The organism is Campylobacter sp. RM10537 (assembly GCF_022369435.1).
Lineage (GTDB): Bacteria > Campylobacterota > Campylobacteria > Campylobacterales > Campylobacteraceae > Campylobacter_D > Campylobacter_D molothri.
Genome location: NZ_CP059597.1, coordinates 1225050 through 1239474, shown reverse-complemented (window position 1 = coordinate 1239474; position 14425 = coordinate 1225050). Strand labels below are relative to the sequence as shown.

Sequence of the window (14425 nt, the reverse complement as noted above, 5' to 3'; positions counted from 1 at the left end):
AAGATGCAATAAATAATAAAGATTTAGCTTCGCAACTGATACCAGATATTGCTGATTCTGGATTGTTTCATTTTACAAATACAAAAAATGGAAATATTTCTTATCAGTATACATCAGATTCTGTAGCAGTGGATGCAGATAAGTATTTTGGATTTAAAGATGTTGCAAAAGAATTTAAAGATAAAAATTTAGATGATGCTACTGTTGTAGGGGATTCTTTCTTTCAAAATCAACTTATTAAAGATATGTATTCAAAATTGGGTATGCATGGTACTTTAAGTGATGAGGATATTAAACGACTTCTTGAAAATGGGGCAAAATACGCTAATGAACATGGTTTGAAATTAGGCCAAGGATTGGGTAAAAATCAAATGGCTGATGATATGATTTTATTTGAAGAAGTTAATAGAGATGGAAAAACAGTCTTTGTACCTAAATTTTATTTTTCTCATAAAACTTTAGAGGCAAATAAAGGTGGGGTAAATATTGTTGGAAAAGATGGAATTGATATAAATACAGATAGATTTGATTCTTCATTGGGCAATATTGCTTCGGAAGGTACAGTTAATATCAATGTTGATGATAAAATGAATTTACATAGTTCAAGTGTAAGCGGAAAAAATGTTAATATCCAAGGTAATGAAGTTAATATAGATACGCTTTTGGGTGTTGATGAAAAAGGTTCTCATAATTCCATCAATAAAAGTCAAATCAGTGGAAAAGATACTGTTGATGTTAGTGCCAATAAGGACATAAATATTAAAAATAGCAATGTTGTAGCAGATTCTGAAAATTCTAAAATTACTTTACATTCCAAAGATGGAAATATTAATATAAGTAATGATTATGCTAATTCATCATCTTTTAAAAATACTAATACAGATGCTGAAAATACTAACGCTTTACAGACAACAGATAAAGTTTTAAGTTCAAATTTTAAAGCAGGCAATATAGATATTATGTCTAATAAAGATGTTAATATAGTAGGTAGTAATGTGGATGCAAATCATGAAATTAATATTAAGGGTAAAGATGTTAATATAAAAGATGCTCATGAAAAATCTAATGTTACTTTTGATGGAATACGGTATGGAAAAGCATCTATCTCTTATGAAAAAGGTGATTCTGAAATTACTAAGTCGATTGGTAGTAATTTAAATTCAAAAGGAGACATTAAAATCGATGCCGAAAATAATGTAAATGTTGTAGGTTCTAATGTTAAAGCTGAAAATTCAATTGATTTAAATGGAAAAAATATTGATATAAAAAATGGAGAAAATACAATTTCTTCTTCTTTAGATTCTTCAACTCTTAGTGCATTAGGATATAGACATGATTCTGTAAGTAGTGATAGCTCTTTAGCTTCTTCGTCTAATGTTGAAGCAGGTAATTTAAATTTACATGCAAAAAATAAAGCAACTATTACAGGAAGTCATTTAGACGGTAAAGATATTAACATACATGCTAATGAGGTTGATTTTGTAGCAGCAAAGAATCAAAAACATATGCAAAGTAATTCTTCGGCTATAGGATTTTTTGGTGATGCTAATATAGGATTAGGTGGACATGAAGTTGGCGCAAAATACAGTTTTACAGATCAAATATCCAGTGCTGGTGCAACATATAATGATAATTTTAGAGGATCTAGTACTTTAGGTTCTTCTGAAATAGGAATAGAATTTGCCAAAACTCAAAAAACAGAAGATGAATCTTCTTATCTTTCTAGTTCAGTTAAAGGAATGAATATCAATATTGAAGCAGATGGCACTTTGGATATAGGTGGAGGTAATTTTGAAGCAGATAAAGATGTTAACTTAAAAGGAGGAGAGGTTAAAAGCACTAAGTATGAAAATACTAAAACTGAAGATAGTACAAAATTTGGTATTTATGCCAAAGAAAAACTTGAAGCAGGTGGTTTAGCAGTATCTGCTCTTAATCAGGGAATTGGTAATCTTAATAATGATAAAGGGCCAAATTATGTGGTGCCAACAGCTCAATCTGTTTTAAATACTATTGGTGTAATTCATGATAATATTGCAGAAGCAAGTTCTGGTGAAAGTATAGGTTTTACATTTGAAAAAGAACATGAGCAAAGTTCTAAAGAAAATACTACCCATATTAAAGCTGGAGGTAAATTGAATATAGAAAGTACAAAAGGAGATATCATTTTAAATGGGGTTGATGCTAAGGCAGATGAAATTGATATCAAAGCAAAAGATAATTTTATAGCTAATGCTGCAAAATCAAGCTCTTCTGCTTCAAGCGTTTCTTTTGAAATGGAAATGGGCAATAAAAGAGTAGCAGGATATAATGTTTTTGATGGAGGAACCGCTGGAGGTGAAATTGAGTTTTCTGCTGGAGGATCACGTTTTAAACAAGATGAAGCTAAATATTATAATTCTAATTTTGATGCAAATAATGTTAAGATTACTACAGGAAAAGACACCACATTAAATGGTGCTAATATAAAAGCTTCTAATAATGTTGATTTAAACATAAATGGAGATTTAAAAATTAATTCTTTAAAAGATCAATTTTCTTCAGAAAAAATGAGTGGTTCTTTAGGTGGATCTGTAGGGTTAGATTTATCGTCAAATCATATTATTACAGGAGATTTTTCAGGGACAGTTGGTATAGGATATGCTAAAACCGATAACCAAACTGTAGGAACTCAAAGCGGTATTAGTGCGGGTAATGAGTTAAGTGGTCGTTTAAATGGAGATTTATCATTAGAAGGAGGAATTTTAAATTCTGATACTAAAAAAGGAAATTTATCGCTTGGTGGAAAAGTTATAGGATCTAATATAGATATTCATGAAAAAAGCGATGGAGCTAATGTTACATTAACTGGAGCAACAGGACATTCTTATAGAGGAAAAATTGATTTAAATGATCATATTGATAAGACAGGTAAAGTTAATTCCGCAATGAATATTGATATTAATGGTAAAAAAGATTATGACTTGAGTCAAAATACTCAAAATACTCAAAATACTCAAGATCATTCTTGGAATGGTGGAACTATAGATACTAATGGAATATCTATTCCAAAAATTAAAGACGGAGTAAATAACTTTATTCATGCTGGTTCTGATTCTAGCTCAGATCTTCATCATCAAACATCAAATTTGATTAGAAGAGGTTATGAGTGAGGTTTGTTAAAATTATATTTTTAATCATGAGTCATCTTTGCTTATTACAAGCAGATGACTCAGTAAAGATGTTGAATTTATTGGATAAAAGACAACAGCAATTGCATATACAAAAAGAATTTGATGACTTAGAAAAAAAACAACAGAAAAAAGAAGATGTGCATTTAGAAAATGAAGATTCTAAATCTAAAATTTATGTTTTTAAACAAATTCGATTTAAAAAAAATGATAAGCTTACTATACAAGCTGAAAGTATTTTAAAAAAATACATAAATAAACCTTTAGGGGTTGATGATATTTATAATATAATTAAAGAGCTTACCAATTTTATTGTTTCAAAGGGTTATTCAACTTCTAGTGTAACTATTAATGAAATAGATTTGCAACATGATATACTTTTTCTTGATTTAGAATACGGTTTTGTAGGAGAGATATATCTTAATGGAGATAATAATACAACGAGATTAGATTTTGGTATGCCTTTAAAAAAAGGTGATAAATTTAATATTTATGATTTGGATACTGGAATAGAAAATCTAAATAATGGTGCAAAAAATGTTAAAATTACTGTAAAAGCTAATGAAAATTATGGTTATTCTGACATATTTGTCAATCTTGAACCAAAGCTACCAGATTTGATATTAGATTTTGATAATAGTGGATCTAAGGCTAAAGGAGAATATAAAGCTAGCACATATCTTTCTTTAAGTAATGTTTTTAATCTAAATGATTCTATACAATTTGGTTTTATTAAAGGGTTATTGAAAAATATAGGCCAAAATCACGAAAATGTTTATATATTAAGCTATAATTTACCTATACAAAGTTATCAATTATTATATTCTTTGCAATATAGTGATAATAGAAGTTTGATAGAAGGGTATAATAATTCTTTTATAAGCAATAAAGATACAAGTTTAAGACATAAAATTATGCTAAAAAAGATTTTGCATCGTACAAATAAAGACAAATTTTCAATCTATGCTAATTTAAATATTAAAGATGATATTAATGAAATTGATAATTTTCTTTTAGAGAGTTCAAGCGGTAGATACTCAAGTATTGCCAGTGGAGTTGAGTATTCAACAGTAGTATTTGGTGGATTTTTGTTTTTAAATCTAGAATATGAAAAAGGAGTTCCATTTTTAGGTTCTAAAAGGGATTCTGAATATTCTTTATATAAATTTGAATTTAATAAAGTAAATTTTAATTCAAGTTATCAAAAAAATTTTTACATAAATGATGATATAGTATTTTTATATCAAAATAGTTTTGGTGCAAGTTATTCTAATGATCCGTTGTTATATATTAATAAATTTTTAATAGGCGATGAGTATACGGTTAGGGGATTTAAGGAAAGTTCTGCTGCTCTTGATTATGGAATGTATAGTAATAATACAGTTTATTTGAAATTTTTAAACGGTTTTAAATATTTAAGAAAGCTAGAGCCTTTTATTGGAATAGATATGGGTTATGGCAGGGATTATCTTTTATCCAATAAAGACTTTTTAGCTGGAGTTGCTTTTGGATTTAGATATAATTTAAATCATTTTTCTTTAAATTTAACAGCTTCCAAAGCTATACATAAATCTTCTAATATGCCAAGCGAAACAATTCCTATTTATCTTAGAGCTTCTGTATTTTTTTAGTTTTAAGAAATAAAAAATGGACTAATTTCTTTTTTATCTTCAAAGGCTAAACTTTTATAACTTCGGTTTTTAAATTTAAGTTCATAGCTTTTTTTTGCTTCGTGTTTGGTATAGGTTAAGGCTATTTTTAAGGCAAGTTCTAAGTCTTTTTCTGAAATTTTTTCATCTACTAAAGAATAAGCCCCAATTAAATCTCCAAGTTCTATTGCTTCATATTTAGATGTTTTTAAATTTTTTAAAAGTTCATTTTCTAATTCATTACGCCCTATAATCATTTTAGCACCCATAGGTAATCTTAAATGACGTCCGTATTTTAAAAGTTGTGCATCATTTACTTGCATATCTTTATCAAATTCTATAAAGTCACGAATTTTTTTAGCAAAACTATCAAGAGTTAATAAACATCCACCACCTGGGCTTTCAAAATCTTCTAAGCCAAATTTAGCTGCAAGTTCGAGTTGTCTTTTGCGACTTCTTCCGCTAATGCCTTCAAGTTTTTCCCTATCTACCCAACCTTCTCTTTCAGGTTTTGTTAAAGGTAAATTTTTCGCACACATAGGACGCAAGATAAGATCCTCTTCATCAAGTGCTAGTTTTTTAACTTTTGCCATTGCATCGCTTCTTTGGCTCATTGGACGTTGTCCTAAAACTTCACCAGTAATGATAAAGCTTGCGTTTTCTTCTTTTAACATAGCAAGGGCAGTTTTAAACATAAAAGCATGACAGTCTATGCAAGGATTAAAATGTTTGCCATAACCATATTGTGGATTAAAAAGCACTTCTTGCAAATAAGAATTTCTTACATCAATCATCTCAAAATCTGCACCCACCATTGCAGCTCTTTTTTTCATAATTTCACTTTTATCACTTGTGCCTCCAAAACCTATATTGATATTTAGAGCTTTAACTTCTATACCTTGTGAAGTGATAAGTTTCATCGCGAGCATACTATCAAGTCCGCCACTAAAAAGGGCCAATGCTTTCATTTACATTCCTTTTTAAAAATTGAATTTTAGTATAAATTAATTAACTTTTTGTCGATATTAAAATTACAATTGTATCAAATAATTTTTAAGATTATAATTATAAAATATTTTATTTTTTAAGCTTTGTCATGAGAAAATTACTTTTTGTTGTATAGATTGTTTTATAGGTTCTTTTGCTTATGGTAAAACTAAGAACAATAATAAAAGTCCACAAGCGAGAAGTTTTTGCGTTGATTATGAGATAAGATTGAAACAATGCAATTCTTTATCTACTCAATATCAAAGACAAATGTGTTGTTTAGGTTTATTTGTGGCTTGTAAATAAAATAAATAAGCCCAAGTTAATGCTTTAAAATTTCTAAGAAATTATTATGGATAAATTAACAATCAATGATTTTAATGTTTCTTTACCAAGTTCTCAAAATGTTACAAATCGTAAAGAAATTTTAGAATTAAAAAAAAGAAGAGCAAGAAAAAGTCAAAGTAAATGATGTTTCAGATAATCAAATTTCAGGTTTTAAAGTGGTTTTTGAAAGCAAACAAGGCGAACTTATGGCTTTAAAAATCAGTGATGAAAATTATAAAAATTTACAAAGTCATTTTGGCTCTTTTACGAATTATATCGCTAGAGATGATCGAACTATAAGGCTTAATGGCGAAGCTAATGAGTTTATTGCTAATTGGTTTGAAAAAATAAGCAGCGAGTTTTTTAATCCAAATTCATTAAATAATAAAGAAGAATTAAATCATATCAATGTGAAATTTCATAAAAATACCTTATTTGAAAGTATGCAAAATTTAGCTTTTAAGGGCGAAGATGACTTAAGTCAAACCACAGATTTACAAACTAGGCTTAATTTTGCTATGGAAAAAGATGTGAATTTTGATGGAAATGTCAATGAATTTGACGAGAAAAAAGAAAGCTTGACGGAAATTTTAAAAGATATCAAGAATGCATCGGGCGGAAGTGCAGATGCTACCAAAATCACAGATCCACAAAAAAGTGATGAAAATGATGAGGTAAAAGTCAAAAAGAAAAAAGACGATAAAGACTTACTTGAAATTGCCAAGGAAAAAGGACTAAGCGCTTTAAATGCAGATGAGCAAGCTAAACTTAAAGCAAGTAATCCGCAAATTTTTGAAGAACTTCAAAATAAGTCTTTAGAGAATTTAGGGCAAAATTTAAAAAAAGATTTAATGGTACAAATAAATAACAATGAAGCTATATTTGTTGATAAAAGAGTATAAATAAAAATATTTGGCGAATTTTATCCTTTTAAGCTATATATAATAGGGAGTATAATTCTTAAATCATTTTTATAGTAAGGAAAATTGACTGAAGCCTTACGAATGCTTTCTAGAGCATTTTTATCTAAGAGAGTGTATCCAGAACTTTGAACTATCTTTAATTCTGCTAAAGTTTTATTTTTTTTCCATAAAAATTCTACCTTAACAATTCCTTGTATACCCATTCTTTGAGCTTGTCTAGGATAGTTTTGGGCTTTTTGAATTGCTTTTTGAATTTCTTCAAGCAATGGATGTTTATCTTTGCCTTGTATGAGTTGAGTTATCTGAGATGAAGGATTTGTAACTGCTTGATTTGTTGTCGGTTTTGACTCAATTGTGTTTAATTTTTGTTCTATTTTTTTGATTTTTTTTGTATCTTTTTTTATAGGCTTTGGTTGAATTTTATTAATTTTAGGTGTGATTTTTTCTATAATTTTATTTTCTTGCATGGGTGCTGGATTGATTTGAGCAAATTGTTTCATTGATAAGGTAAAAATTTCTTCATTTTTAAATTTTATCTTAAAAAAATCAGCGGAATTAAAGATTAAAAAAAATACAGGTAAAAAGATCACAAAAGATAGATAAAAAGCTTGATATTTATGATTTAAAAATAAGTTTTTCACTTATTTTTCTCCGTTATGATTTGAAAATTTTCATGCTCTTTGTTTTTTAGCAGATCAATAATTTGTATAAAACTTTCAAATTTAGCATTCCTATCGCTTTTTAATTCTACGATGGTTTTTTGATCAAGTTGAGATATCGCATCTTTTATTTGTTCTAAATTTACTATTTTATCATCTAAATAAAAAATATTTTTTCCATCAATGGCAATGAGAAGTTTTTTTTCATGATTATTATGACTTGTAGAACTCTCACTTTTTGGAAGATTAATTTGAATTTTACCTTGCACAATAAAGGTCGAAATGCTAAGAACAATAGCAAGTAAAACAAGCATAATATCTATAAAAGGAACGATATTTAACCCTTCATTTTTTGGCAATTTAATCATTTTGATTTATCCTATAAGTACTACTTAAAAGAGAAATTTTACGTAATAAAGCATTATAAGCTATAAGAGTTGGAATTGCAACTAAAAGACCCAAAGCTGTAGCTTTAAGAGCTAAAGAAAGTCCTATAACTATAGATTTTACATCTATATTACCTGCTAAACCCATTTCATAAAAAGTAACCATAATACCAATAACAGTTCCTAAAAGACCAATATATGGGGCATTAGAATAAATAATATATATGGTAGTTAAATTTTCACTAATTGCATTATCAAATTCTTCTTGATTTTTATAATTTGTAAAATTAATTTTTCTAAAAAATAATAATCTTTCAATAACACACCAAAGTGCTATAAAAGCCATGATTCCTAAAATTAAAAAAATGATTAAATCAATATAGTTTCTTAAAAATTCCATACAAAATCCCATTAAATATTTGTTAAAATCGCACGATTATACTACAAGAAAAATAAAACTATAATTAATAGTAATTATCATAATTTTTAAAAATTTAAACCTTAAAAAATGGATGATTTAAGGTATAATAAAAATTAAATAATAAATTTCTAAGGAAAATAGTATGCAGCAAAATCATAATTTTACTTCCTTTGTGCTTTTAGGTAATGAAGAGTTTGATTTTTTAAAATTACAAAATTTACTCAATAATGAATTTGATATTTTGATTCCAGATGAGAATTTTAATCAAGATGGAGTTATTTTTTATCATAAAAATATGCTAGTAACTTTAAGCTTGATTAAAAATCCTATACCTAATAAAGAAGCTGAATATTATGCGAATTTTAATTTTATGTGGAAAGACGCTTTAAAAGAAACAAAAAAGCATAAAGCTCATCTTTTAATTGCTGTACTTAGTCAAAGTGAAAGCAAGCTTGAACAAGCTAAGCTTTTTACTCAAGTTTCATCAGTATGCTTGCAAGATAGAAATGCTTTAGGATTTTATACAGGTGGAGTTGTTTTAGAACCTAAATTCTATATCGAAAATGCTAATATGTTAAAAGAAAATCGTTTGCCAGTTTATAATTGGGTTTATGTAAGCGTATATCCTTGTGAGAATGGTGTTAATGCTTATACTTATGGATTAAGAAATTTTAATCGTTTGGAATTTGAAGTTTGCGAAAGTAAAATGGAGGAAAAGGAATTGTTTTTTTCTTTATATGATATTATTTTGCATATTTTAACTTATGATATTGAGTTAAAAGATTTAGATACTTTAAAATTTGAAAATGGCAAAAATATTAGTTTCTCAAAAAGTAAAGGAGTAAGTGTTGAAGGAGATAGCTTAAAAATAAATTTTTAAGCTTCACACTTGCTTCACAAAAATTAGATTTAATTCTTGCAACCAAAATAAAATAAGGAGAATTAATGAAAATAAAATTAGGTTTAGTAGCTTTATTGGGAGCTACAGTACTTTTAGCTAAAGATATTATCGTTCCTGCTAGTACTCTTCCAAAAAATGCACAAGATTTTATTGCCGCAAATTTTAAAAATGCTCAAATTGCTTTAGTTAAAAAAGATATTGATTCTTTTGATGTAACTTTAAGCAATGGAACTGAGATAGATTTTATGATTAATGGAGAATGGAAAGAAGTAGATGGAAAATATCAAGCATTGCCTAATAGTATTTTGCCAAGCATTATGTCTAAAATAAGCACTTCTTCAAACGCACAAATTTTAGAAGTGAGCAAAGAAATAAATGGATATAAATTTGAATTAAATAATTATATGAAAGTATATACAGATATGCAAGGTAATATCTTAGGGCAGAAAATGGATCATTAATTATAAAGTGTTAAAAAATAATTAAAATATTTGAATTTTTCAAATATTTTAATTAAAACTGAAATAATATTTTATTATAGTTTTATAATACTTCCTTATATCATAAAATTTTACATATTTATTAATTTTTAATTTATAAAATATTTCACAAAAATTAATTATATAATAAAAATATCTACAATATTTACAAAAATTTTGATATAATAATTTGCTTATTTTATTGTTAAAAAGGAAAAACAGATGGATACTTCTAATAATAAATGGACCAGCCACGATATAAGGTGGGTGTTATCTCTTTTTGGAACAGCAATTGGTGCAGGTGTCTTGTTGCTGCCTATAAGTGCAGGGCTTGGCGGATTAATTCCCTTGCTAGTAATACTTGTTTTAGCTTTTCCTATGACTTATTTAGCTCATAGAAATTTATGTCGCTTTGTTCTTTCAAGTTCTAATCCAAAAGATGATATTACTTTTGTTGCAGAAAGTTATTTTGGCAAAGGTGGTGGTTTTTTAATTACCGTATTGTATTTTTTTGCTATATTACCTATTTTACTTGTTTATAGTGCAAATCTTACAACTACTTTGATTGAATTTTTAATCAATCAATTTCATTTTGATGCAACAACACTTCATGGAGCTCGTATATGGATAAGCTTTTTAGTAGTAGGTGCTTTAGTTCTTGTTTCAATTTTTGGTGAAGGTGTAGTTACTAGGGCTATGAGTTTTCTTGTTTTCCCTTTCATTATATTTTTATTTATTCTTTCATTGCTTTTAATCCCTCAATGGAATGCAGCTCTTTTTACAAATATAGATTTTTCAGTATTTCAAACAAGTAATTTTTGGGTGACTTTATGGCTTGTGATTCCTGTCATGGTATTTAGTTTTAATCATTCTCCTATTATTTCATCTTTAGCTTGTTTTTGCAAAAAAGAATATGGCGACAATGCAGAATTTCGTGCCAGAAGAATTATTTCTTCAGCTGTAGTTTTAATGGTATTTGTGGTAATGTTTTTTATCTTTTCTTGTGCTTTGACTTTCACTCCTGAAGAATTTGCATCTGCTAAAGATCAAAATGTTAATATTTTAACTTTTATCGCAAATAAATTTCCTCAAGTAGCTATTTTAACTTATGTTGGACCTATTGTTGCTCTTGTTGCGATTAGTAAAAGCTTTTTAGGACATTATTTAGGTTCTCAAGAAGGTTTAAATGGTATTTTATATAAAGCAAGTAATGGAAAAATTCAAGGTAAATTAGCACAAACTTTAACAGCTATTATTACTTTTATTGTTGCTTGGTATGTGGCTTATAAAAATCCAAGTGTTATAGGTATTATTGAAACTATAGGTGGTCCTGTTTTAGCAATATTACTTTTTTTAATGCCGATTTATTGTATCTATCGTTTTGATATTTTGGCAAAGTTCCGCAATAAAATTTTAGATATTTTTATTGCTATCATGGGGATTGTAGCTATTTCAGCTGTTGTACATAATTTAATTTTAGAATATTTTGTAAAGTAGTATATGATGAGTAATTTAAGTATTTTTAAAATAGGAGTAGGTCCTTCATCTTCGCATACTTTAGGACCTATGCTTGCTGGAAATTTATTTTGTAAGAAGATTATTAAAAGAATTGATGAAATAACTAAAATAGAAGTTATTCTTTATGGTTCTTTGTCTTTAACAGGCAAAGGACATTTAAGTGATAAGGCAGTAATTTGGGGTTTAAATGGTTTAGAGGCTAAAAATTTAAGTGCTTCTATACAAGAAGAAGCCAATAAAAACGCCTTAGAAAAAGGTAAAATTAATCTATGTGGACAAAAAGAATTAAATTTTAATTATGAAAGAGATTTAATTTTTTCTAAAGATTTTTTACCTTTGCATGAAAATGGAATGCAAATTAAAGCTTTTAATGAAAAAGGTGAGCTTATCGATGAAGAAACTTATTATTCTGTAGGCGGTGGATTTGTTTTAACTGCTGCAGAATTAGAAAAAAGAAATAAAAATTCAGGTCAAAACTTATCAAGCAAAAATGAAATTGAACTCAATAACGCCAAAGAAGTTCTTGAATTTTGCGAGAAAAATAATTGGAATTTAGCGGAATTATCGTATCAATACGAATTGCAGTTTCACACAAAAGAAGAAATCAGATCTTATTGTCTTGAAATTTGGGAAGTGATGCAAGAAGTTTATTATAATGGAATTCATCCTACTGAGGAGTATTTACCTGGTAAACTCAATTTAAAACGTAGAGCCAAGGGCTTACATGAACGTATATCTATGACAGCTGATCCTATGGGAATTATTGATTTTATCTCATTATATGCTCTTGCAGTTGCAGAAGAAAACGCAAGTGGTGCTAGAGTAGTTACAGCTCCTACAAATGGAGCTTGCGCAGTTGTTCCTGCTGTAATGCTTTATCTTAAAAATCATACTGTAGGTTTTAATGATGATGAAGCGGTAAATTTCTTATTAGCAGCTATGCTAATTGGTTCATTATATAAGAAAAATGCAAGCATTAGTGGGGCTGAAGCTGGATGTCAAGCTGAAATTGGTAGTGCAAGTTCTATGGCTGCTGCTGCAATGGCTACAGTTTTAGGCGCAAATGCTTTTAAGGCTTGCAACGCTGCTGAAGTGGCAATGGAACATCATTTAGGTTTAACTTGCGATCCTGTTGCAGGACTTGTTCAAATTCCTTGTATTGAAAGAAATGCTTTTGGAGCAATTAAAGCTATCAGTGCAGCAAGGATGGCTATGACTCGACAATCAACTCCTAAAGTTGGTCTTGATGAGGTGATAGAAACGATGTATGAAACCGGCAAAGATATGAATTATAAATATAAAGAAACTTCTTTGGGTGGTCTTGCTACAAATTTAAAAACAGTATGTTAAAGCATTATGCTTTAACATTTTTTCTTTTTTTTAAAAATTCTTTTATTTCTTCTTTTGAAAATTTTTTTAATAAATTAATATGTCTAAAAAGTAAATTAGTACTAATAGAGCTTGCAATTAATACTATAATACATAGAATTAAAAACAATAAGTCAAGAATGCTAAATTCCATTAAAAACAAGCTAGCAAAAAATAAACTTCCAAAAAATAAAAAAGACAAAAGTAGGCTTTGTTTTGTTTGAATTTCTCCAAGATTATCTGAATTTTGTGTTAAATTTTTAAAAAATATGATTTTTCTACCAATGCTTAAAACAAGAATTTCATCATTTTCTTTAAAAATCTGTTCTTTTATTCCTTGATAGATAAAAGTTTCTCCATTTGGATTAATTTCATCTTTGTAAGATTTTAAAATATAATCTTTTAAAATGATATTTTTAATACTACTTTTCTTTTCAATTTTAAGGAAATTAAAATCATATTTTATGTGAAAGAAATTATTCAGATTCATAAATGCCATAAGTATCATTTCCTAAAAAATTTTTATAAAGAGGTTTTAAATTTAAAGATATTGTAACATTTTTTTGATTATTTAAAATGGAACTTTGAAAAATTAAAAATAAATCTATTTCATTTTTTAAACTTTTTAAAAAATTTTCTCCCCCTTCATACATTAAAAATTTAGCTTTTTCTGGAATTTTGGTATAAATTTTACGATTTGGAATTTGAAATAAAGGAATATTATGATCAAAATTTTCTAATTTTTTATGACTTAAAATACAAAGATCAGGCGCTTTTCCTTGACAAAGTCTTGCATCTAAAGTTGGCTTATCTATTCTTATGGTATTGCCTCCTATGACTAAAAGATCAATAATTGATCGGATTTTATGAGCATAAGTTCTACTTAATTTATTGCTTACGATTTTTCCTAAAGTTGATCCATTCATAGAAAGGGCTAATTTAAAAAGTTTAAATTGTCCCTTTTGCCATTTTAAAAAAGGTTTTAAGAGATCTTTTCCTTCTTTTTCAAGTATACCAAATTCTATTTCTATACCTTGATTTCTTAGAAAATCTGCTCCCCCTTTTGCAATATCATTTTCATCTTTAACGCTGATAAAAATTTTTTTAAAACCAAGTTCGCTAAAAAGCTTTGCGCAAGGAGGAGTTTTGCCTTGATGAGAACAAGGCTCTAAAGTAACAAAAGCTATAGCTCCTTTAAATATATTTTGATGATTTTTGCAAATAAAATCATGCAAAGCATTGGCATCTTTAGGTAAAAGAATTTCAGGTCTTATTTTTTTTAAAGCATCAGCGATTGCATTTAATTCCGCATGTGCTAAACCCGCTTTTTCATGTGCTTTTATAGCTAATATTTTTCCATTTTTGTCTAAGATGACACAGCCTACTGCTGGATTGGGATAGGTTAAAAATTGATATTTCCAAGCCTCATTTAAGGCTAATTGCATATAAAATTCTTTCATTGTTTCCATTAAAATTTCTTTTTTAGTAATGATTATATAATATTATTATTTTTTTGTATAGTATATTTAAGAAGTTAGTGGCCGGGAGAAAGGGATTCGAACCCCTGGAGGTGTTACCCTCAACGGTTTTCAAGACCGCCGCTTTCGACCACTCAGCCATCTCCCGATTATAATCTT

At 27.9% G+C, this 14425-nt stretch carries 12 protein-coding genes, 1 tRNA gene and 1 pseudogene; 7 read left to right on the top strand and 7 right to left on the bottom strand.

Translation table 11 applies throughout. The features are described from left to right. Positions 1-245: 245 nt before the first annotated feature. Positions 246-3152 carry a hemagglutinin repeat-containing protein gene (locus tag CMOL_RS07840; protein WP_425599709.1) on the top strand — a complete coding sequence of 969 codons (2907 nt, stop codon included), beginning with the start codon at positions 246-248 and terminating at the stop codon, positions 3150-3152. Then, the gene (locus CMOL_RS06300) at positions 3149-4801 is read left to right on the top strand and encodes a ShlB/FhaC/HecB family hemolysin secretion/activation protein (RefSeq protein ID WP_337199752.1); all 1653 of its coding nucleotides are present in this window, start codon (positions 3149-3151) and stop codon (positions 4799-4801) included. Before CMOL_RS07840 ends, CMOL_RS06300 begins: the two co-directional genes overlap by 4 nt. Positions 4802-4803: 2 nt before the next feature. Here the strand turns inward: CMOL_RS06300 and CMOL_RS06295 are convergent, their stop codons facing one another. After that, entirely contained in the window at positions 4804-5787 is a 984-nt protein-coding gene (locus CMOL_RS06295) for an MnmA/TRMU family protein (RefSeq protein ID WP_239820142.1), read from the bottom strand. A 371-nt stretch (positions 5788-6158) separates the two neighbouring features. On the opposite strand from CMOL_RS06295, the pseudogene CMOL_RS06285 reads away from it, so the two are divergent. Then, positions 6159-7035, top strand: a pseudogene (locus CMOL_RS06285) (hypothetical protein). 20 nt (positions 7036-7055) lie between these two features. Here CMOL_RS06285 and CMOL_RS06280 read toward each other — a convergent pair. The 3 genes from CMOL_RS06280 to exbB are packed head-to-tail and all read right to left on the bottom strand — an operon-like array spanning position 7056 to position 8501. Further along, complete coding sequence (locus tag CMOL_RS06280; protein WP_239820141.1) at positions 7056-7697, bottom strand: energy transducer TonB; 642 nt, start codon at positions 7695-7697, stop codon at positions 7056-7058. After that, positions 7694-8083: a TonB system transport protein ExbD gene (gene exbD, locus CMOL_RS06275; RefSeq protein WP_239820140.1), complete on the bottom strand. Its 390-nt coding sequence runs from the start codon at positions 8081-8083 to the stop codon at positions 7694-7696. The genes CMOL_RS06280 and exbD overlap by 4 nt, the downstream gene beginning before the upstream one ends. Further along, entirely contained in the window at positions 8076-8501 is a 426-nt protein-coding gene (gene exbB / locus CMOL_RS06270) for a TonB-system energizer ExbB (protein WP_200281112.1), read from the bottom strand. Before exbB ends, exbD begins: the two co-directional genes overlap by 8 nt. 163 nt (positions 8502-8664) lie before the next feature. Between exbB and CMOL_RS06265 the strand changes: the two genes are divergently transcribed. The 4 genes from CMOL_RS06265 to CMOL_RS06250 all read left to right on the top strand — a co-directional run bounded on the left by CMOL_RS06265 (position 8665) and on the right by CMOL_RS06250 (position 12770). Then, on the top strand, positions 8665-9402 hold the full coding sequence (locus tag CMOL_RS06265) for a DUF4261 domain-containing protein (protein ID WP_200281115.1): 738 nt from the start codon (positions 8665-8667) through the stop codon (positions 9400-9402). A 65-nt stretch (positions 9403-9467) separates the two neighbouring features. Beyond that, positions 9468-9884: a PepSY-like domain-containing protein gene (locus CMOL_RS06260; protein ID WP_200281138.1), complete on the top strand. Its 417-nt coding sequence runs from the start codon at positions 9468-9470 to the stop codon at positions 9882-9884. 240 nt (positions 9885-10124) lie between these two features. Further along, positions 10125-11399 carry an aromatic amino acid transport family protein gene (locus CMOL_RS06255; RefSeq protein WP_200281141.1) on the top strand — a complete coding sequence of 425 codons (1275 nt, stop codon included), beginning with the start codon at positions 10125-10127 and terminating at the stop codon, positions 11397-11399. Positions 11400-11405: 6 nt separating this feature from the next. Further along, complete coding sequence (locus CMOL_RS06250; protein WP_239820139.1) at positions 11406-12770, top strand: L-serine ammonia-lyase; 1365 nt, start codon at positions 11406-11408, stop codon at positions 12768-12770. A gap of 4 nt (positions 12771-12774) precedes the next feature. Here CMOL_RS06250 and CMOL_RS06245 read toward each other — a convergent pair whose 3' ends face one another. The 3 genes from CMOL_RS06245 to CMOL_RS06235 form a co-directional block, all read right to left on the bottom strand. Then, the gene (locus CMOL_RS06245; RefSeq protein ID WP_239820138.1) at positions 12775-13287 is read right to left on the bottom strand and encodes a hypothetical protein; all 513 of its coding nucleotides are present in this window, start codon (positions 13285-13287) and stop codon (positions 12775-12777) included. Beyond that, entirely contained in the window at positions 13265-14248 is a 984-nt protein-coding gene (gene ribD, locus CMOL_RS06240; protein ID WP_200281263.1) for a bifunctional diaminohydroxyphosphoribosylaminopyrimidine deaminase/5-amino-6-(5-phosphoribosylamino)uracil reductase RibD, read from the bottom strand. The genes CMOL_RS06245 and ribD overlap by 23 nt, the downstream gene beginning before the upstream one ends. 78 nt (positions 14249-14326) lie before the next feature. Further along, a tRNA-Ser gene (locus CMOL_RS06235) sits at positions 14327-14414 on the bottom strand. Positions 14415-14425 lie beyond the last annotated feature (11 nt).